Origin of the sequence: Flavobacterium galactosidilyticum, assembly GCF_020911945.1 — a bacterium.
Taxonomy (GTDB): Bacteria; Bacteroidota; Bacteroidia; order Flavobacteriales; family Flavobacteriaceae; genus Flavobacterium; species Flavobacterium galactosidilyticum.
This window is the reverse complement of the sequence record NZ_CP087135.1, coordinates 2,073,525-2,093,869: the sequence shown is the minus strand read 5'-3', so window position 1 is coordinate 2,093,869 and position 20,345 is coordinate 2,073,525. Positions and strand designations below refer to the sequence as shown.

Below are 20,345 nucleotides of genomic sequence, written 5' to 3'. Positions count from 1 at the left end.
AAAAAATGAGTACACCTATAATAAATATTTTCACTTATGGACTTCCTTTTAAATTAGCCAACCAAATATATAAAGAGTTCCAGAACAGAGTGAAGGAAGCCAATTTTCTGGTAGAAAATTCAGCCCGTTTTAAATTTTTAAGTGATTACAATGAAACATTAGAATTACTTATTGCATTGTCAATTTTTCATAAACGAGTAGTTTCAAATTTAGATGGTGCCGTTAAGTTTTATGGAACAGTAAATTCTATAAGCAAAGCAGATACAATTTCAATGGGTAGTTATGATTTAACCTTTGAAGAAAAAAATAAAATTTTAGCATTGTTAATTAACTATCGAACATTAATTAAGAAGTTTGGAATTTCTGAAAATGATTTTGATTATACAGAAACTAAAGAATTTTTATCAAATATAAAAAGAGTAAAATCATTTGACGACTATGACGAAAGAAACGACAAAGGAATCGGAAAAAACATTGAAGACGATCTCCCCTTTTAAAGAAAAAGCATTACTTGAAAAAGAAATTATAGCGTTTGTAAATAAATTTAAGTCAACCTTAGCAAATCAAGCCACCAGAATGAGTGATTTTTTTGAAATGAGTTGTTTTAACCATATAGTAACTTTTTATGAGAACAATGACTATACAGCGTCAATCGAAAACCTTCAAGTTGGAAAATACAGATACAAATGCTTTACATCAGGCGTACAATCAAACTTCTCTCATTTTAAAGTAACTAAAAATATTGAAGGAAAAGATTATATTTTCGAAATTCAGCATAATCTAGCGGTACAATCCTCGCATCATATTGAAATATTTACAACACCGGACATAAGTATTATAAAAAAAGATTCCGTTAACGAAACAATAGAATATTATGATACTAAAAGGAGATTTTGTTTTGTAGAAAATAAAGATTTGATGACTTTTTGTGAGGTAAAACAATTTAATCCATTTCCTGAATTATTGTTCAATTTTATAGGAGTTGTAAACGAATTAAGGAAAGATATTTTAACTAATACAGCAAAAAAAGAGAATCCAATACACATTGCTCCCAGTCTTATGATTTCGGGCAAACCAAACAAACAGGCAAAAAGAATTAAAGAAGAGTTCGAAAAAAGATATTGTCTGAATATAATATTTGACATATTTCATTCTGGTACTGCTACATTTTCAAGACGAAATGTTAATGGATTAAAGCAAACAGGAACAGTTTCATCAAAATAAATTAAAAAAATTTCTATGCATCTATCAGAACTCAAACTTTGGAATTTTAGAAAATATGGTTCAGAAATTTTTGAACTTGATAATCCTGATTTAATTGTCCCTTTTAATAGAGGTTTGAATGTTTTAATTGGAGAAAATGACTCTGGTAAAACTGCTATTATTGATGCAATCAAATTAGTTTTAAAAACTCATGCTTATGAGTGGATTAAAGTTGATGATTTTGATTTCTATAAGGATTCTGAAAAGTTAAGAATTGAACTTGAATTTAAAGGACTAGTGCAAATTCCAGTGATATTGACCACCCAATTCCAATTTAAAGTGACCACCCAATTCCAATTTAAAGTGAGCACCTAATTCCGGAGCAAAATGACCACCTCCATTTTTCATTAAAAACTACTTTTTTTCATCTGTTAATTAGTATTCAAATATACTTAAATATTAGCTTTTGTTTATGCCCCTTTTTTTTCACATAGATTCTCCGTGCAATTCGATTCGGTGAGATTGATGTATCAGCCTATCCAAAATTGCATCAGCTATTGTTTTTTCTCCAATGATGTCATACCAGCCTTGCACTGGGATTTGTGATGTTACAATTATAGAACCATTATTATGCCTGTCTTCAATGATCTCTAAAAGGGTAATTCGGTTATGACTATCTAATGCTTGGAGTCCAAAATCGTCAAGTATAATGACGTCTTGCCTTTCAATTTTAGCAAGCTCTCGCAGGTAAGAGCCATCTGCTTTGGCCATTTTTAATTTAGCAAACAACTTCGATGTATTAAAATAACTCACTTTAAAACCTTGTATACAGGCTTGATAACCCAATGCTGTACCTAAATAGCTCTTACCTACACCTGTACTTCCCGTGATTAAGATGTTTTCATTTTTTTCTACAAATTCACATTCTGCCAGACGTAGCACCATGTTTCGATCCAGATTACGGGTTTGGTCAAAATTGATACTTTCAATATTTGATTTGTAATGGAATCGGGCATTCTTGATACTGCGTTCAATGCGACGATTATGTCTTTCATCCCATTCGGCATCAATAATCATCGATACAAACTGATCTAGCGTGTAGTGGTCTGTTTTCCCGCTTTCAATGGCTGTTTTAAAAGCATTGAACATACCATAAAGCTTCATTTGTTTCATTTTTGTTACTGTGGATTCATTCATGTTTTCAAGATTTAATTTAGTTATAATACTGTTTTCCTCTTATGTTACCGTGATTCGGGAGTTCCTGCTCGGGTTCTTGCTCAAAATCAATATGGTCTAAGTTGTTTTCTAAAATATTTTGTATGGTCTTAAAATTGTAAATTCTAAAATCAAGTGCCCGTTTACAGGCATTTATTAATCGCTGTTTACCAACCTTTTTTTCGAAGTTGAGTATTCCTAAACAACTTTTATAAGCCTGTTCAGGATGGTTCCTGCTTTCGATTATCTGCATGATATATTCTGCTACTGCCTCATCAATACTGCTGGCCCAATCAATGAAGCGGGCAGCGCTCCATTGGGCTACAAATTGGTGTGTACTGGCTAAATGTTCTGGGGTTGTGGTATAGACATAAGGTTTGTAATTCCTCGGATGAATGGCTATTCGATTGTATTTGTAATAGATCTCTACCGTTGATTTGGTATACAAGAGTTTCGCTTTTTTCTTTACATATTGATACGGAACACTATAGTAATTTTTGTCTTGACTTAATTGGACATGTCCGTTTTGCATCACCGTTGCAAAGGATTGGTATTTGATTTCAAAGCGTTCTTGTGGTAGTGGGCGTAGTTTTTGTTTCTCATCTTCTAAAAACAATTCTTTACGGGAGTAAGGACGTCCTGTGAGTTTTCGACTATTATGAGCATCTAATAAATCCCATATCTGCTGGTTTAATTCTTCTAGAGAAAAGAATTTGGTTTCTTTTAGAGTTACGTAAATCCTTCTGTACAATATCTTTACCGCACCTTCAACCAATGATTTATCCCTTGGTTTATAAGCCCTGGCAGGTAAGATTGTGGTTTGATAATATTCCGCTAAATCAGCCAGGGTTTCATTGATAGTAGGTTCAAAACGACTGCTTTTTATCACTGCCGATTTTAAATTATCGGGGACAATTGCCGCAGGAGTGCCTTCAAAAAAACGCATGGCATTTTCTACCGAAGTAACAAAATCTTCTTTTTGCTGGCTCATTGAAGCTTCGGCATAGGTGTATTGACTGGCTCCCAATATGGCTACAAAAAACTGTACTTCTTTGATTTCTCCCGTGTCTTTATCAATGAACGAGAGTGTTTTTCCAGCATAATCCACATACATTTTATCACCCGCTTTGTGATTCATGTGCATCACTGGATTGACTCGTTTACCCCATATTTTGTAATGATGGCCAAATTGTGAGCTCCTATAGCCATCAGGGTTTACGGCAATATATTGCTCCCACATATGTTGTACGGTAACTCCAACTTTTTTTAGTTCCCGTTCCATTTTAGGAAAAAAATCATGAAGTTTCTGCAATTTGGGGCTAATGGATTCCACTGTAGTGTGTGAAAACAAAAGTTCTAACTCGGCATCTGTTTTTTCGTTAATTAATTCAAAGTTTAATCCGAGAACTTCAAATAAAGAAATATACTTCTTTACCGTATTCCTGGAAAGGGATAAGTAGCTACTTATAAATAACTTACTCTTTCCATCACAATAGAATTTAATTACTTTTCTAATTTTACTCATGTCTGTTATTTTGTTTGCCATAATCCGTATTTTTTTAACGAATGTATGGTGCTAACAACATGAAAAAGTCAGTAGTTTTTAATAATCAATTTAACCCAAAATCAGGTGGTCAATTTGAACTGGAAAGTGGTGGTCAATTTGACCGGTTTTTCCACTACGGTAGCAAATGATATTTATTTTGCTAATTATGGTGGCGATATTTATAAATTAACTGGTGGTACTGGTTCATTGGTTCCATTAGGGCAAACTTCGAGAAACTGGATGGGAATGTGTGCTGTAGGTTCAGATATTTATGCAGCTGTAAAAGGTGGCGATGTTTATAAAATGACGGGAGGTACTGGCAATTTTATAGCTCTAGGTGTCACATCGAGAAACTGGACGGGTTTAGCGGTTTCTAATACTGGAGATATTTATGGCTGCACAGATGGCCCTATATACAAAAGAGTTGGTGGTGCTGGAGACTTTATCTTATATTCAACAGTGATTGCATTAAGCATTACCATTACGCCTAATAATGATTTATATACAGGAAGTTATCAACAAGGAAGTTATAAACAGATAGGATTAACAGGCGCTTTTGTTTCAACTGTAAATCTAGGGGCTACATGGGGACTAAGTTCTTTACCTAACCTTAATGTGTATGCGGCATTTACTAATGGTATATATATGCAGACAAATTTTGCTGAAGGAAGTCCAAACTTGAATGGTGGAAAGTTAAAACTTGTAGCTTCTGGTGGTAAAGGTGGTGGAACATCAAGACTTGAATTTTTTACAGGTCAAAAAACTGGCGTAGCAACAAATATGCAGACTAAAATATTACGAGAATACATAGATGAAAATGGCTACCATATTTATACTTCTATACCAGTTCACGAAGATAATGCAGCAGCCCTTACAGCAGGATTACCAATAGGTTGTGAATATAGAACATCCACAGGTATTAAAATGATTGTTTACTAAAATTAAAAATATATGAAACTAATAGCGCCAATTTACAATTCGCCAATTCTTACTGAAGGAACGTTCAACAATGTGGTAATTGAAGAAAACTCTTTTCAAATTCAGCGAAAACAAAACTATTTCAGAATAGATTTTGAAATGTACTTAAAAGACAAACCAACTGTAGTGCTAGAATCATCTTACTTAGCTTTTCATGGCATGAATGCTGACGAAACCAACAGCAATCGCAAAGCTACATTCAAATTCAATACGGATATCGAAGCGCAAGAGCCAAGAGGTTTGATCCAATACATTGAAGATAATAAAGCCTACCCAACTGATTACACCATGATTGATTGGGGAGTTCCAAGTTATGAGGATGCTTTGAATTATCTGACAGGAGGAACTTTTGAAAGTCCTGAAATAAATCCAGCGAATCAGTTTGTAAAGGATTGGATATTGAACTCAGTAATTATGAAAGGTGAACATCTAAGTAATCAATTTCAATTTGTAGAGTAAGTGTGTAGTTCTCAGGTAGACGGGAAGTAAAAAATAGTCCTCCAACATTTTCAACTCTTACCACAGAATTTAAAAATATAGCACGAAGCCACAGGCGTTGGAGGACATAAGTCTTCTATGCTTGTGGCTTTGCTATTTTAATAATTCTGTGGTAGCGCAAAGTAAATCAAATTAAAATTAATAATCAATCATCAATCAAAAATCGAAATGAATAAATATCACCAAATATTAAACAAAATAATTACTAAAGGAAAGGTTCAAAAAAATAAGAAAGGGAATATCACTTATTTGCTTAATCAAGAACTCCAATTAAAGCCAATTGACTTGCTAGACCTGTTTGAAGGCCATGCTGTAGCACGAAAAAAGCTAAAAGATGAATTAGTGTTGTTTATGGCCGGCGAACGCTCTACGGAGGCGTATCGTGATATTGGGGTTTCATGGTGGGATTATTGTGGTCCTATTCTAGTCAATAGTTATCCAACGTACTTTGAGCAGCTGCCTAAGCTTATCGATAAGATCAACAAAGAGAAGCGCACCTCTAAGAATTATGTGTTATTCCTTGGTTCTAACAACACTGAGAGCAACCAACAGCCTTGTCTTAGTTTAATTCAGTTTCAAATAGAGAAAGGAAAGCTCGTTATAAGTGCTTATCAGCGTTCTAGTGATGCTAATCTGGGCTTGCCTGCTGACATCTATCACTTGTATTTAATCAGTAAACAGATTGATTTGCCATTGAAGTCTATCACGTTGTTTCTGGGTAATGTCCACGTGTATGAAAACAACCTTGAAGGTACACAGCAGCTATTATCCGGTGATTCGGTTAAGTTTAGTTTAAACGTGGGTTAAATGGTGTTTAAACTTTATTTAAAAAGCCAGTACTGTGAGGTGCTGGCTTTGTTTGTTTTGGTTGAAAAAATGTACATTTGAATTCGTATTCGTGTACATTTCAATTTTTCGATTATAAGGCCTATTTACATTTAATTAAAAAATAATTTAAAAAAAAACCACTTAAACTTGTATATACAAATAAAAAATATGTTACATTTGTACCAACAAATTACATATATACAAATATGAAAATTGAAGATGTTTTAAAATCGACGGCCCCAATGGATAATTCGAAAAAAATTATTCTGAATATCGTGTACACACACAATATGATTACGGAGAATTTTAATGAAATACTAAAGCCTTATGATATATCAAGTGAGCAATATAATGTACTTCGAATATTAAGAGGGCAAAAAGGGAATCCGGCAAACATGTCTCTACTCCAAGAGCGCATGGTAGCTAAAACGAGTAATACTACTCGCTTAGTGGACAAATTACTAGCAAAAGGTTTAGTTACTAGGAAAGTTTGTTCTGAAAATAGACGAAAAATTGAAGTTCTTATTACTCAAAAAGGTTTAGATGTTTTAAAAGAACTTGATCCAAAAGTAATTAAACATGAAAATTCCTTATCTAGTAATTTAACTCAAGATGAGATTGCTCAATTAAACCAATTATTAGAAAAATACAGGAATCAATAAAGAAACGATGAATAGTTTTATAGAAAATCAGAACTGGAGGTACGCTACAAAAAAGTTTGACGCCTCTAAAAAAATAGCAGAACAAGACTTAAATATACTTAAAGAAGCAATTCGCTTAAGTTCGTCTTCATACGGATTGCAACCATATAAAATTATTATTGTTGAAAATCCAGAGTTAAGAGCACAGTTGCAACCAGCTGCGTGGGGACAATCTCAAATTACGGATGCATCACACATCATTATTTTTGCACATGAAGTTAATTTTGGAGCAGAAGGAATCGATAGTTACTTTAAAAATGTGAGTGAGACAAGGAAGGCTAGCCTTGAAAGTATGAAAGGCTATATGGATTTCATGAAAACAACTATAACAGCTCTTTCAGAAGAAGAAAGGAATATTTGGTCAGCAAAACAAACTTACTTAGCGTTAGGAAATTTATTAAATGCAGCGGCAGATTTAAGAATTGATGTAACTCCTATGGAAGGTTTTGTACCTGCGCAAGTTAACGAATTATTAGGACTTAATAAATTAGGACTACATGCAACATTAATTGCAACTATGGGTTATAGACATGATGAAGATGCTACGCAGCATTTTAAAAAAGTTAGAAAATCAAACGAAGAATTATTTATTACACTATAATTATTAATCAAATTTAAACATTAAAAAAATGAAGAATTTAAAATCAATCGCATTAGCATTAGTAGTAGTTTTATCTACAGTATCAGTATCAGCACAAACTAAAAAAGTTGATGCTTCAAAAAGTACTATTAACTGGACTGGAAAAAAAGTAACTGGACAACATGAAGGAACAGTTAACCTAAAAGATGGCAACTTAGTTTTCAAAGGAAAAAAATTAGTAGGAGGAACATTTAATGTTGATATGACTTCACTTATCGTAACCGATTTAAAAGCAGGTCAAGGAAAAGAAAAATTAGAAGGTCACTTAAAAGCAGATGACTTTTTTGGTACTGACAAATTTGAAACTGCTACTTTAGTTTTCAAAAAAGTAAGTGCTAAGTCACCAAATGTTTACACAGTAAATGGTGATTTGACTATAAAAGGAATAACTAAACCTGTTAGTTTTGATCTTGCTACAACGGCAAATACTGCTTCAGCAAATGTAAAAATTGACAGAACTAAATATGACATCAAATACAATTCTGGAAATTTCTTCGAAAACTTAGGAGACAAAGTAATCAACGATAATTTTGATTTAGCTGTCACTTTAAAATTCTAATTTTCAATACACTTAATCACACACCCCATCAAGAAATTGTTGGGGTTTTGTTTTTATATAGTAGAAGACTAATAATCTAGATTTTTTTAGTACTTAGAAAAAAAAAACTACTAAAACATTAATAGTAGCAAGGCCTTAATTTTTATAAACTTTCTTAATGGTTTAAAAAAATGACGTATCTCGTTATAAGTAGATACCATATTTTAACAAAAAAATCAAAAAATCAAAAAAATTTAACGTCTTGATGATTTGAATAATCAAAATTCATTTATACATTTGTGACAACAATATAAATTATGAAAACAATTTTAAACAATATTTGGTGGTGGAACAATTTACGTCAGTCGTCGTGAACTAAGCTCCTATAGTATTATTTAAAACTATATATAAAAGGCTTGTCATCACGACAGGCCTTTTTTTTGTTTCAAATTCGAATTAATGATAACTGATAAACAATTACTAATCAGTACAAAATAAATACAAAAATGAAATCATTTTTATTAAATACAAATTACAAACAAATCCTCGCAGACACTATAACTCCTGTGAGTGTGTATCTTAAAATTAGAGATAAATTCCCAAACAGCTTGTTGCTCGAGAGTAGTGATTACCATGGTAACGACAACAGTTTCTCCTACATTTGCTGTAATCCTATTGCCTCTATCAAAGTAGAAAACGAAATTATTTCTAAAACTTATCCTGATGGAACTTCGGAAAAAATCGCAATTGATTCTACTACTGATATACCTCAAATAATTCAGGATTTCTCTCACCAATTTAAATCGGAGAAAAACAACTTTAAGTTTATTAACAACGGCTTATTTGGTTATATTTCTTATGATGCCGTACGCTATTTCGAAAAAGTAACTATTGCAAAAAAAGAAAATAGCAATACCATTCCTGATATATATTATGCGGTATACCAAAATATTATTGCCATCAATCACTTCAAAAATGAAGCTTATATATTCTGCCACAGCTTAGATGGAAGAAATAATATATCGGAAATCGAACAATTATTGCAATCTAGGAATATTGCTTCTTATAAATTCTATAAAGAAGGACAAGGATTTTCTAATTTGACTGACGACGAGTTTAAACACAATGTGGCTTTAGCCAAAAAGCATTGTTTTAGAGGTGATGTTTTCCAACTAGTACTATCACGACGATTCACACAAGGTTTCAAAGGAGATGAGTTTAATGTATATCGCGCTTTAAGAAGCATTAATCCTTCGCCTTATTTATTCTTTTTTGATTATGGCGATTTCAAAATATTTGGCTCTTCACCAGAAGCGCAAATAATTGTAAAAGATCGTAAAGCTGAAATTCATCCTATTGCTGGAACTTTCAAGCGTACTGGTGATGACGAAAAAGACGCCATTCTTGCTAAGCAATTATCAGAAGACAAAAAAGAAAATAGCGAACACGTCATGTTGGTCGATTTAGCAAGAAACGATTTGAGTCGGAACGGTCATGATGTCAATGTCGAAAAATACCGTGAAGTTCAGTTTTTCTCACACGTGATTCACTTGGTTTCAAAAGTAACAGGCCATTTGCATGAAAAGGCAACTACGATGCAAGTGGTTGCAGATACCTTTCCAGCTGGAACTTTAAGTGGTGCACCCAAACATCGCGCTATGCAATTAATTGAAGATTACGAAAAAACCAATCGTAATTTTTACGGAGGTGCCATTGGCTTTATGGATTTTGAAGGTAATTTTAATCATGCTATTATGATTCGTACTTTCCTAAGTAAAAACCATCAATTGCATTCACAAGCAGGTGCTGGAATTGTAGCAAGTTCCGAGGAAGAAAGTGAAATGCAAGAAGTGTATAATAAGTTGAGAGCCTTGAATGCAGCTTTAGATTTAGCAGAGAAAATTTAAAGATAAAAAATCTAGAAATGTACACCACTTAAAACAGTATTTAAAAATGAAAAAAAACATATTATTTTTAGCCGTATTGGCGGTAGTTACAGCCTGCAATTCTGAGAAAAAAAACAATCAGTTGGAAGGTACCTGGCGACTCATTTCTGCAGAAGTTACGGAGAAAGATAGCTCTTATTCTACGTTTGATTCGTCAACTAAAATGATAAAAATTATCAACGATTCGCATTTTGCTTTTTTCAATCACGATCTACATCAAGGAAAAGATAGTACTAAGGCCGTTTTTTTTGCTGGAGCAGGGAAATACACTTTGAAAGACAGTATTTATACCGAACATCTAGACTATTTCAACAATCGTCAGTGGGAAAATAATAAATTTGAATTTGTAGTGACAATTTCGAACGATACGCTGACTCAAATTGGAACTGAAAAATTAGAAAACTTAGGCATAAACCGTATTATTAACGAAAAATATGTGAGAGAGAAAAACTAAATAAAGAAGGGACTAAAACAATAGCACTCTTTAATTTCCTACACCTTCAATCAATATATGAAATGAAAAAAATAGTAGTCATAGACAATTACGATAGTTTTACTTATAATTTAGTTCACTATTTAGAAGATTTAAATTGCGACGTAACAGTCTACCGAAACGATGCATTTGAATTGGAAGAGCTCGCCTCTTTTGATAAAATTTTATTATCTCCAGGACCTGGAATTCCAGATGAAGCGGGCTTATTAAAAGACGTTATTCGTCATTATGCTTCCACCAAAAGTATTTTAGGGGTTTGCTTAGGGCAGCAGGCTATTGGCGAAGTTTTTGGCGGCACCTTATCCAATTTAGACAAAGTATACCACGGCGTTGCCACTATCGTAAAAAAATCGGTAACCGATGAACATTTATTTGATGGTTTGGCGGATGAATTTGAAGTAGGACGCTACCATTCGTGGGTAGTTGATGCCAATTTACCTGAAGTGTTAGAAGCGACTTCGTATGAAGAAAACGGACAAGTGATGTCATTGCGTCACAAAACGTATGATGTTCGTGGTGTGCAATTTCATCCAGAAAGTGTTTTAACACCCAATGGAAAACAGATTTTAAAAAACTGGGTAAATAGTTAGTAGAAAAAGTAATTAAAACCATCGAAATCGTATTCCCTCAGCAACACAAAAAAAATGAAAAACATATTAAATAGATTAATAAATCACGAAACGCTATCGAAAGAAGAGGCAAAAAATGTATTGGTCAATATTTCTAACGGAAGCTATAATACCAGCCAGATTGCCTCATTTCTCACTGTGTATATGATGCGCAGCGTGAGCATCGAGGAACTGTCGGGATTCCGTGAAGCATTATTAGATTTGTGTATTCGCATCGATTTATCAGAATATAATACTATAGATTTATGCGGAACAGGCGGTGATGGAAAAGATACGTTCAATATATCCACATTGGCATCTTTTGTAGCAGCGGGAGCCGGAATAAAAGTAGCGAAACATGGAAACTATGGTCTTTCTTCCATTTCCGGTTCGAGCAATGTAATGGAAAAACTAGGAATCAAATTCAGTAATGATGCTGATTTTCTAGAACGAAGTATGGATCAAGCAGGAATTGCTATTTTGCACGCTCCTCTATTTCACCCAGCCATGAAAAACGTAGGTCCTATTAGAAAAGAATTAGCGGTAAAAACCTTTTTTAATATGGTTGGACCAATGGTAAATCCATCATTTCCACAGAATCAATTGGTAGGCGTTTTCAATCTGGAACTGGCTAGAATGTACGCTTATTTATACCAAAATACAGCTGTTAATTTCACCATATTGCATTCGCTTGACGGTTATGATGAAGTTTCTTTAACGGGATCAACAAAGCTTATTACAAGTGATAGAGAAGGAATGTTGAACCCAGAAGATTTTGGTGTTTCGCTTTTGGCGCAAAGCCAAATTGAAGGTGGAAGAACTATTGATGAATCGGCGCAATTATTTATTGATATAATTTCAGGAAAAGGTACCGAAGCGCAAAACAATGTGGTTTGTGCCAATGCAGCAATGGCAATTGCTACCGTTACAAAATGCAGTCCTTTAGAAGGATTTCAAATAGCGAATGAAAGTTTACTATCTGGAAAGGCTCATTTATCTTTGAAGAAATTACAAGAGTTGAGTAGATAATGACAGTTCAAAAAACTTGGTGCCTTTGCGCTTTCGAGGCATAATAAAAATGATTAAAAACGTAGTGCCTTATTGGTAAAAATAATATGAATATACTTGACAAAATAATAATTGACAAAAAAAGAGAAGTCATTCTCAAAAAATCAATCATACCTATTTCACAACTAGAAGCTTCTGTTTTCTTCGAAAAAAAGACCATTTCTTTGAGCAGTACTTTAAAAAATAGCAATTCAGGAATAATTGCAGAACACAAACGTCGTTCTCCTTCAAAAGCGGAAATAAACTATAGTTTTACCGTTGAGGAAGTGGTTAAAGGATATGAGGACGCAGGCGCTTGTGGAATTTCAGTTTTAACTGACGGGAAGTATTTTGGTGGCTCGCTAGACGATTTACTTTTGGCACGAGCCACAGTAAATCTTCCGTTATTACGAAAAGAATTTATTGTTGATGAATACCAAATACTAGAAGCTAAAGCGCACGGAGCCGATTTAATTCTCCTAATCGCAGCAGTTTTGACCAGAGAAGAAATTAAATCGCTATCGGAATTTGCAAAAAATTTAGGTTTAGAAGTTCTTTTAGAAGTTCACAATCAGGAAGAATTAGAAAAATCTATTATGCCAACATTAGATATGATTGGAGTTAATAATAGAAATCTAAAAACCTTCGAAGTAAGTTTAGATTTTAGCAAACAACTTGCTTCTCAAATTCCAACTGATTTTGTTAAAATTTCTGAAAGCGGCATCTCGTCGATCGAAGCGATCAATGAATTAAAACCTTTTGGTTTTAAAGGATTCTTGATAGGAGAAAACTTCATGAAAACGGATAACGCAGGAAAAGCAGCTAAAGAATTTATTCAAAACTTAAATAAAATATAAAAAACACAAATTTCACAAATTTACACAGATTTAATCTGTGGATTTTTCCTTTAAACGTAAAATGAAAAAAAATACAAACCATCAAGATACTTCGGCTAACTCCACTTTGGCGAGCTCTGGGGTGGGGATTAAAATCTGCGGTATGAAACACCCTGATAATATTCTCGAAGTAGCCATGCTTCTACCCGATTATATGGGATTTATATTTTGGGAAAAATCAGCTCGCTATTTTGATGGAGTGATTCAGGAATTGCCTAAATCTATTAAAAAAGTAGGTGTATTTGTCAATGAAACAATCGAAGTTATTTTGGCAAAAGTCATACAATATGATTTACAAGTCATTCAGTTACACGGCAGTGAATCAGCTGAGTTTTGTTTAAATTTGAAACAAGAAATTAAAAATCTCAAAGAAGTCGAGATTAAAATTATAAAAGTATTCTCAATTATTGATACATTTGATTTTGAAGTATTAAAACCATTTGAAGCTATTTGTGACTATTTCCTTTTTGATACTAAAGGGAAATTACCAGGAGGAAACGGAACAACATTCGATTGGAAAGTACTAGAAAATTATCCATCGACAAAACCGTTCTTTTTGAGTGGAGGAATTGGAATCAACGAATTAGATAGCGTAAATGAACTATTTAAAACAAACTTACCTATTCACGCCATCGATGTCAATAGCAAATTCGAAATCGAAGCAGGATTAAAAAATATACAATTATGTCAAGATGCAATGTATCGCATTGCTAAAATATAAGATTTTAAAAATAAAACCATGTCATACAACGTAAACGAAAAAGGCTATTATGGAGAATTTGGAGGAGCCTACATTCCAGAAATGTTATATCCAAATGTAGAAGAATTGCGCCAGAATTATTTAAAAATAACAGCTGAACCAGATTTTCAAGCAGAATTTGATGCGCTGTTAAAAGATTATGTAGGTCGTCCTACGCCGCTGTATTTTGCGGAACGACTTTCCCAGAAATACAATACTAAAATCTATCTAAAACGAGAGGATTTGTGTCATACTGGAGCGCATAAAGTCAATAACACGATTGGACAAATTCTTCTCGCTAAACGATTAGGCAAAACTAGAATCATTGCTGAAACTGGAGCTGGTCAGCACGGTGTTGCTACGGCAACCGTTTGCGCGCTTATGGGATTGCAATGTATTGTGTACATGGGCGAAATTGATATTAAACGTCAGGCGCCAAATGTAGCGCGTATGAAAATGCTAGGAGCCGAAGTTCGTCCCGCTCTTTCAGGTTCAAAAACCCTAAAAGATGCTACAAATGAAGCCATTCGTGATTGGATTAACAATCCCGTTGACACCTATTATATCATAGGATCTGTAGTAGGACCTCATCCTTATCCTGATATGGTAGCTCGTTTTCAAAGCGTAATTTCTAAGGAGATTAAAGAACAATTATTAGAGAAAGAAGGTCGTGAAAACCCTGATTACGTGATTGCTTGTGTAGGTGGCGGAAGCAATGCTGCTGGAACCTATTATCATTTTCTAGACAATGAGGATGTCAATATTATAGCTGTTGAAGCAGCAGGTTTAGGCGTTCATTCTGGCGAAAGTGCCGCTACGTCAGCCCTAGGAAAAGTGGGTGTCATTCACGGAAGTAAAACGCTATTAATGCAGTCAACTGATGGCCAAATCACAGAGCCCTACTCGATTTCGGCAGGATTAGACTATCCAGGTGTTGGCCCTATGCACGCTCATTTATTCGCTTCTGGAAGAGCAACTTTTATCTCAATTACTGATGAACAAGCTATGAATTTTGGACTGCAATTATCTAAAATGGAAGGAATTATTCCCGCTATCGAGAGTGCTCACGCCTTTGCAGTTCTCGACGAAATGCAATTCAAACCAGAGGATGTCGTTGTCATCAATCTGTCCGGTCGTGGCGATAAAGATTTGAACACCTATATTGATTATTTCAAATTATAAGGGGGCATTTCCTCGCTTTCACTAGCGTTACAACGAGGTCAGGCTTTCCGTTACAATCTTTTCCTTTTTAAGAAAAAAGGAAAAGGATTTTCACTATAATCCTTAATGCAAACAAACCAAAACCAAATAAAATTGACGTTACATTTTCAAAAATAAAAACTATGGAAAAATTATTCGCATACGCCAGTCTAAAAAATGAAGACCATCAAAAAGATCTTTTTGGTCGTATTCTAGAAGGAACTCCAGAAACATTAGTAGGCTATATACTTAAAGAAATCCAAATTGAAGAGGAATTTGGATTAGTACACTATCCTATTATTAACGAAACTAATAAAACAGAAGATACCATTTCAGGCATGTTATATGAAGTCACAAAACAAGAACTGAATCAAGTAGATCGGTACGAAGGGCTGCATTACAGACGCGTGGAAGTACACTTGCAATCCAACCAAAAAGCTTGGGCTTACAGTGCCGCAATTTAAGTAAAACCGATTAATAAAATAATACAAGATAAACCATGTACAAGTTCTAAAAACTAGTAGATGGAACAATAAATAAGCAATGAACAGAATAAATCAAAAATTACAAGAAACAAAAAAGATATTTTCCATCTATTTCTCTGCAGGATATCCTAGCTTAAACGACACCGTACAAATCATTCAGGATCTAGAAAAAAATGGTGTCGATATGATCGAAATAGGATTGCCTTTTAGTGATCCTTTGGCGGATGGACCTACCATTCAGGCGAGTTCGACGCAAGCATTGCATAACGGAATGACCACACAAGTTTTGTTTGATCAACTAAAAGACATTCGTAAAACCGTTTCTATTCCACTAGTAATAATGGGCTATTTTAATCCAATGCTACAATACGGAATCGAGAATTTCTGCAAAAAATGTGCTGAAATAGGAATCGATGGTTTAATCATACCTGATCTTCCTGTTAATGTTTATGCTGATGAATATAAAGCCACTTTTGAAAAATACGGATTGAAGAATATATTCCTAATCACACCACAAACTTCAGTTGAGCGTATCAACTTTATAGACAGCGTTTCTGATGGTTTCATTTATATGGTTAGTTCCGCCAGTGTTACAGGTTCACAAACTGGTTTTGGTGCAGAACAAGCTAAATATTTCAAACGCATAGCCAACATGAATCTAAAAAACCCTCAAGTTATAGGCTTCGGAATCAGCAATAAAGGAACATTTAATCAAGCTACACAATATGCTAAGGGAGCAATTATTGGAAGTGCATTCATCAAACATTTAACTGAGAATGGAACTGGAAAAATTAGAGAGTTTGTAAAAGAGATTTTATAATTTCTTTTTTATTTCATTAGAAAACGGCGTTTAAAAATTGTTTTAATCGCTGTTTTTTTTGTTCGTGAAAAGATTTCTCTGCTGGAACTATTGTGCAATACCACCGGCAACTGGCAAATAACTTGCAAGAGTCACGACTGCCACTGGTAAAACAAATGGAGCTGCAATGACACTTCTGCTTATGTTTAACAAAGCCAATCCAATACTTCTCAAAACCTTGAAAAATTTTGGGGTTAATGATTTTGCTCTTTGAACTATATTCATAACACTACTTTTTTAGATTGAATCCTTATTTCTACGCCTTCATTGCGCTATAAAGCTTTATAAACCAAATCTTTCAGCTTTTCTAACGCTTTTCGGGAAGAACTTGCCCTTACAATTCCGATGTGATAAGTTACATAAGCTACAACCCAACAATTCTGTTTTAACGTCATTGGCGGGATTAATTTAATAACTTGTATAGTTATTTTAGGACGGGTCATATAGGAGTTTCAAGTAAATCAAAGCCCAATCAAATCCATAGATAAGTATGAGAACAGAAAACAAGAGGTTGTGCATCTACCCGAAGGACATACAATGCATTACAGGAAAGATTTATCGTCAAAGCATTAGATTATTACAAAAAATAAGTAAGGAGCTCAACAAGCTTTAAACTGAGTTTGTATCAATAGAAGAATTCAGTCAATTCACAAGCTTAAAAACTGAACAAGTTGAACCTTTGATAATTGGATAGAAATCATGTTTTAGGCAACCATATTTTGAACCAATGCAAGTTTAAAATACATTCTCTAACCAGTTCAAATTATTATAACTACTCAACAATAACTTAAAAAAAGAACATAAAAAAAGGGGAAATTCCTCTCCCCTTTAGCTTTTATTATTTTTCAACGCAGTCAACAGGACTAAATTTATATTTAACTTTATCAAAGTCAATAGGCTGTCCTTTTACGAAATGGGAAGCTCCCATTGTTATTTGTATTTGTCCATTACCCAAAATAAGTTGGTCACCACGTTTTAAAAATGCCATTGGATTTTTAAACGTTTTTTCTTTGTTGGTTCCTTGAATAAAGGTATAACTCGCAAATAAAGTATCGCCTTTAAATTCCCCAACTATTTCTCCTACTTTTTTTGGCATGTTAGCAATTGCCATTTCCATATTACCATTTACTTCTCCATCTTTAAAAGTAAGGAGTTTCAAATTCAGCGTATCCTGCTCGTAAATTGCTCGGTAACATTCCGTGCTTGTTGCATCCTTAACTTCTTTAACCTGTAGAGTTTTTTCACTTTTATCATTTTTACAACTTTGTAATCCGATACAAGTTACTAGTAAACAAAAAATACCTAATTTTTTCATAGCAATTTCTATTAATTAATTAATCCAGTGTATAACTATTGCTAATTTACGAAGAAATAAAATGTTTAGTGTCACTTTTGTATAAATTTTCATCCTAATTAATTAAAGGATGAGTTCTTTAATGGGATATTTTAATTTATAAAAGTACAGTTATGAACTTTGACCCCATTACACATCTAAGGCTATAAAACCATCTTTTTGAAGATGAACAGTGCGTGGATATTTCTGTGCAAATGAAAAAATCAGTTGCATTATGTATTGATTCGTTTTATAAGGAGTTAGGTATTCTTTCACTTCTGATGCATTATTAATCGCTAGATCTAGATCTATATAACCCATTCCGTAAAAATGTCCTTTTTCTACCCAAATACAACTGCGTTCGTCTTTTGTCCTTCCCTTATCAATAATAGCAAAGCTTTGTCTCGTATTCAAATACGAATCGATTGCCGCTTGAACTTGGCTATTGTGCTGTTCTATTTCAGGCAAATCCGCAGTATCATTCTGTGTCGGGAATGCATCATCAGACATACTTCCGTATTTACAAAAGCGATAATCAATTTCGAACTTTGCGGCTAATTCCTGCAGTAAGTTTATTCCGCCATAAATAGTATCGAAAGTTTCAATGCAGTTTTGATTTTTGGCTAGTTTACCAATAGCTAAATACCGATATCCATTTCTAGCTTCATATTCGAAGAAGCCATATTTGGGCTCAAACTTTTTTAATGCTTTATTGTAAATGGGCCACAATTGTTTTATTTCGGTACATTCTAGCAATAAAGCCATCAGTTCTGTGCCGCAAACTTCAAAAGAAATAGCGTGAATATCGCGTAAGAAATTTTGTCTTTGTGGTGTGATGGTATGTCCGCCAAAATGTGAGGCAACACGTTTTTTTAAGTTTACCGCTTTACCTACATAAACTACTTTTTTATGTTCGTCATAAAAGTAATAAACGCCTGGTTTTTCTGGTAATTGCTCAAAATTCTCTCGTGGGAGATTAGGTGGAAGTCTTTGATCTTGGGATGTTTTCTTGATCATTTTGTCCATTTCCTTTTCACTATCCCATTCTAACAATTTAGTAAATAAAATTGCTGTTGCATCGGCATCTCCTCCAGCACGGTGGCGGTTTTCTAAATCAATATCTAAAGATTTACAAAGTCGGCCTAAACTGTAAGAAAGCATCCCTGGTCTAATTTTTCGTGCTGCTCGTACGGTACACAATTTTTTAGCGGTCCATTTAATACCCGCAGTTTCTAATTCATGTCGTACAAAAGAGTAATCAAAATTGACATTATGAGCAACAAAAACACGATCAGATAGTAATTCAAAAACTTTATCTGAAATAGCATCAAAAACTGGTGCTTCACTAACCATTTCATTAGTAATACCAGTCAATGCAAAAATGGCTGGTGGTATATGTTTTTGTGGATTTACAAGTGTTTCCCAGCGGTCAATCACTTTTGTTCCGTCATGTATAATAATAGCGATTTCAGTAATGCGGCTATGACTTGCATTACCGCCTGTTGTCTCAATATCTACTATTGCGTATTCCTGATTTTTCATTTTTTTAATACTGAGTTATACCCTCGTTTGCTTTTGAAAGTAAAAAGTTCTCCAACTTTAATTTTAGAAATAATTTAGAATAAAATAATCAATAGGTTATCGCAAACGAATTTATCTTCAAGTGTTATTTCTCTTAGCCTGAGCGGAGTCGAAGGCATAAAAGTAGTAACGCTTCGACTCCGCTCAGCGAGACAAAATATCAGATTAAATTATTTTCATTACTTAAGTTTTGGTGTAAACTTAAAAATTGTGCCACTTTACCTTTCGAACAAGTTAATTAGTTAAACCAATACTATTTTTCACTTCACTAATGTCTCGTTTTAATTCTACAAACATATTTTTGATCGTATCACTTTCTAAGGCTTCTGTTTTCCTATCGCTTCGAGCAATACTACATTGGTATTCCCAAATCTCTAAAATATCAGATGCTTTGACTTCATAAGGCGGGTAGAAATAATTGTCAGATGCTACAACTAAAGCATTTTTCTTGTTTTTATTGAGTCGTTTATAAACCATCCCTTCGCTCCTAGTAATCAAAATATATGTTTTGCCATCTAGCACTTCGCCTAAGCGTTCTACATAACTACCCACAATAATATCGCCGTCCTGATGCGGTGGCATAGAATCCCCTTCAACCGGAAAACCACGGTATTTACCCACGCCTAAAAATGGTAATGAAATTTGTTGTAATTGTTCGATATATTCGGGATCAGCATATCCATTTAGATAGCCTGCCTTTACAGTTTGAGTCACCACTTCAATGCGATTTTCTCCCATTTGATCTACTTGAATAGGTAAAATCAATCGATTATTTTCGAGTTTTAATAAATCGCTAACTTCTATTTTACGCACATCAACAGATAGTAATAAATCAATACTAATCTGGTAATACTGCGCCATTTTCTTCAGGATTTCATAAGGCGCTTCTGAAGTTCCGTCTTCGTACTTCACATAGCGTCCTCTAGTGATCATAAGACTTTCGGCTACTTTTTCCTGTGAAATTTTATGCTTTACACGTAGGGCTCTAATATTGTCTGAAAATAAGGACAT

At 34.0% G+C, this 20,345-nt stretch carries 24 protein-coding genes; 18 read left to right on the top strand and 6 right to left on the bottom strand.

The annotated features are described in order from the left end of the window. Window positions 1–5 precede the first annotated feature (5 nt). The 3 genes from LNP27_RS09185 to LNP27_RS09175 are packed head-to-tail and all read left to right on the top strand — an operon-like array spanning window position 6 to window position 1,578. A complete protein-coding gene (locus LNP27_RS09185; RefSeq protein ID WP_229941347.1) occupies window positions 6–497 on the top strand; it encodes a hypothetical protein in 492 nt (163 codons plus the stop codon). Beyond that, window positions 475–1,224, top strand: a complete 750-nt coding sequence (locus tag LNP27_RS09180; protein WP_229941346.1) for a hypothetical protein — start codon at window positions 475–477, stop codon at window positions 1,222–1,224. The genes LNP27_RS09185 and LNP27_RS09180 overlap by 23 nt, the downstream gene beginning before the upstream one ends. A gap of 15 nt (window positions 1,225–1,239) precedes the next feature. Next, window positions 1,240–1,578 (top strand): AAA family ATPase, encoded by a 339-nt coding sequence (locus LNP27_RS09175; RefSeq protein WP_229941345.1) that lies wholly within the window; start codon window positions 1,240–1,242, stop codon window positions 1,576–1,578. Between the two features lie 111 nt (window positions 1,579–1,689). Here LNP27_RS09175 and istB read toward each other — a convergent pair whose 3' ends face one another. After that, a complete protein-coding gene (gene istB / locus LNP27_RS09170) occupies window positions 1,690–2,400 on the bottom strand; it encodes an IS21-like element helper ATPase IstB (RefSeq protein ID WP_229941344.1) in 711 nt (236 codons plus the stop codon). Window positions 2,401–2,416: 16 nt separating this feature from the next. Beyond that, entirely contained in the window at window positions 2,417–3,964 is a 1,548-nt protein-coding gene (istA, locus tag LNP27_RS09165; protein WP_229941343.1) for an IS21 family transposase, read from the bottom strand. Between the two features lie 93 nt (window positions 3,965–4,057). Between istA and LNP27_RS09160 the strand changes: the two genes are divergently transcribed. The 15 genes from LNP27_RS09160 (at window position 4,058) to trpA (ending at window position 16,381) form a co-directional block, all read left to right on the top strand. Then, window positions 4,058–4,903, top strand: coding sequence for a hypothetical protein (locus tag LNP27_RS09160; protein ID WP_229941342.1), 846 nt, complete (start codon window positions 4,058–4,060; stop codon window positions 4,901–4,903). A 12-nt stretch (window positions 4,904–4,915) separates the two neighbouring features. Next, window positions 4,916–5,401, top strand: a complete 486-nt coding sequence (locus LNP27_RS09155; protein WP_229941341.1) for a hypothetical protein — start codon at window positions 4,916–4,918, stop codon at window positions 5,399–5,401. 207 nt (window positions 5,402–5,608) lie between these two features. After that, window positions 5,609–6,247: a thymidylate synthase gene (locus LNP27_RS09150; protein ID WP_229941340.1), complete on the top strand. Its 639-nt coding sequence runs from the start codon at window positions 5,609–5,611 to the stop codon at window positions 6,245–6,247. A 227-nt stretch (window positions 6,248–6,474) separates the two neighbouring features. Next, window positions 6,475–6,930, top strand: a complete 456-nt coding sequence (locus LNP27_RS09145; RefSeq protein ID WP_229941339.1) for a MarR family winged helix-turn-helix transcriptional regulator — start codon at window positions 6,475–6,477, stop codon at window positions 6,928–6,930. A 7-nt stretch (window positions 6,931–6,937) separates the two neighbouring features. Beyond that, on the top strand, window positions 6,938–7,570 hold the full coding sequence (locus LNP27_RS09140; protein WP_229941338.1) for an NAD(P)H-dependent oxidoreductase: 633 nt from the start codon (window positions 6,938–6,940) through the stop codon (window positions 7,568–7,570). A 28-nt stretch (window positions 7,571–7,598) separates the two neighbouring features. Next, entirely contained in the window at window positions 7,599–8,168 is a 570-nt protein-coding gene (locus LNP27_RS09135) for a YceI family protein (RefSeq protein WP_229941337.1), read from the top strand. A gap of 485 nt (window positions 8,169–8,653) precedes the next feature. Next, window positions 8,654–10,054 carry an anthranilate synthase component I family protein gene (locus LNP27_RS09130; protein WP_229941336.1) on the top strand — a complete coding sequence of 467 codons (1,401 nt, stop codon included), beginning with the start codon at window positions 8,654–8,656 and terminating at the stop codon, window positions 10,052–10,054. A 46-nt stretch (window positions 10,055–10,100) separates the two neighbouring features. Further along, entirely contained in the window at window positions 10,101–10,547 is a 447-nt protein-coding gene (locus LNP27_RS09125) for a lipocalin-like domain-containing protein (protein ID WP_229941335.1), read from the top strand. A gap of 62 nt (window positions 10,548–10,609) precedes the next feature. Beyond that, window positions 10,610–11,176 (top strand): anthranilate synthase component II, encoded by a 567-nt coding sequence (locus tag LNP27_RS09120; RefSeq protein WP_229941334.1) that lies wholly within the window; start codon window positions 10,610–10,612, stop codon window positions 11,174–11,176. Window positions 11,177–11,230: 54 nt separating this feature from the next. Then, window positions 11,231–12,223: an anthranilate phosphoribosyltransferase gene (trpD, locus tag LNP27_RS09115; RefSeq protein WP_229941333.1), complete on the top strand. Its 993-nt coding sequence runs from the start codon at window positions 11,231–11,233 to the stop codon at window positions 12,221–12,223. Between the two features lie 86 nt (window positions 12,224–12,309). Beyond that, a complete protein-coding gene (gene trpC, locus LNP27_RS09110; protein WP_229941332.1) occupies window positions 12,310–13,098 on the top strand; it encodes an indole-3-glycerol phosphate synthase TrpC in 789 nt (262 codons plus the stop codon). A gap of 121 nt (window positions 13,099–13,219) precedes the next feature. Continuing rightward, window positions 13,220–13,858 (top strand): phosphoribosylanthranilate isomerase, encoded by a 639-nt coding sequence (locus LNP27_RS09105; protein ID WP_487318931.1) that lies wholly within the window; start codon window positions 13,220–13,222, stop codon window positions 13,856–13,858. An 18-nt stretch (window positions 13,859–13,876) separates the two neighbouring features. Continuing rightward, complete coding sequence (gene trpB, locus LNP27_RS09100; RefSeq protein WP_229941331.1) at window positions 13,877–15,058, top strand: tryptophan synthase subunit beta; 1,182 nt, start codon at window positions 13,877–13,879, stop codon at window positions 15,056–15,058. A gap of 161 nt (window positions 15,059–15,219) precedes the next feature. Next, window positions 15,220–15,540, top strand: coding sequence for a gamma-glutamylcyclotransferase family protein (locus LNP27_RS09095; protein WP_229941330.1), 321 nt, complete (start codon window positions 15,220–15,222; stop codon window positions 15,538–15,540). Between the two features lie 79 nt (window positions 15,541–15,619). After that, complete coding sequence (gene trpA, locus LNP27_RS09090) at window positions 15,620–16,381, top strand: tryptophan synthase subunit alpha (protein WP_229941329.1); 762 nt, start codon at window positions 15,620–15,622, stop codon at window positions 16,379–16,381. An 87-nt stretch (window positions 16,382–16,468) separates the two neighbouring features. Here the strand turns inward: trpA and LNP27_RS09085 are convergent, their stop codons facing one another. The 4 genes from LNP27_RS09085 to LNP27_RS09070 all read right to left on the bottom strand — a co-directional run bounded on the left by LNP27_RS09085 (window position 16,469) and on the right by LNP27_RS09070 (window position 20,345). After that, the gene (locus LNP27_RS09085; RefSeq protein ID WP_229941328.1) at window positions 16,469–16,645 is read right to left on the bottom strand and encodes a hypothetical protein; all 177 of its coding nucleotides are present in this window, start codon (window positions 16,643–16,645) and stop codon (window positions 16,469–16,471) included. 613 nt (window positions 16,646–17,258) lie between these two features. Continuing rightward, window positions 17,259–17,735 carry a hypothetical protein gene (locus tag LNP27_RS09080; protein WP_229941327.1) on the bottom strand — a complete coding sequence of 159 codons (477 nt, stop codon included), beginning with the start codon at window positions 17,733–17,735 and terminating at the stop codon, window positions 17,259–17,261. Between the two features lie 168 nt (window positions 17,736–17,903). Further along, entirely contained in the window at window positions 17,904–19,295 is a 1,392-nt protein-coding gene (locus tag LNP27_RS09075) for an exonuclease domain-containing protein (protein WP_229941326.1), read from the bottom strand. A 273-nt stretch (window positions 19,296–19,568) separates the two neighbouring features. Continuing rightward, complete coding sequence (locus LNP27_RS09070; protein ID WP_229941325.1) at window positions 19,569–20,345, bottom strand: XRE family transcriptional regulator; 777 nt, start codon at window positions 20,343–20,345, stop codon at window positions 19,569–19,571.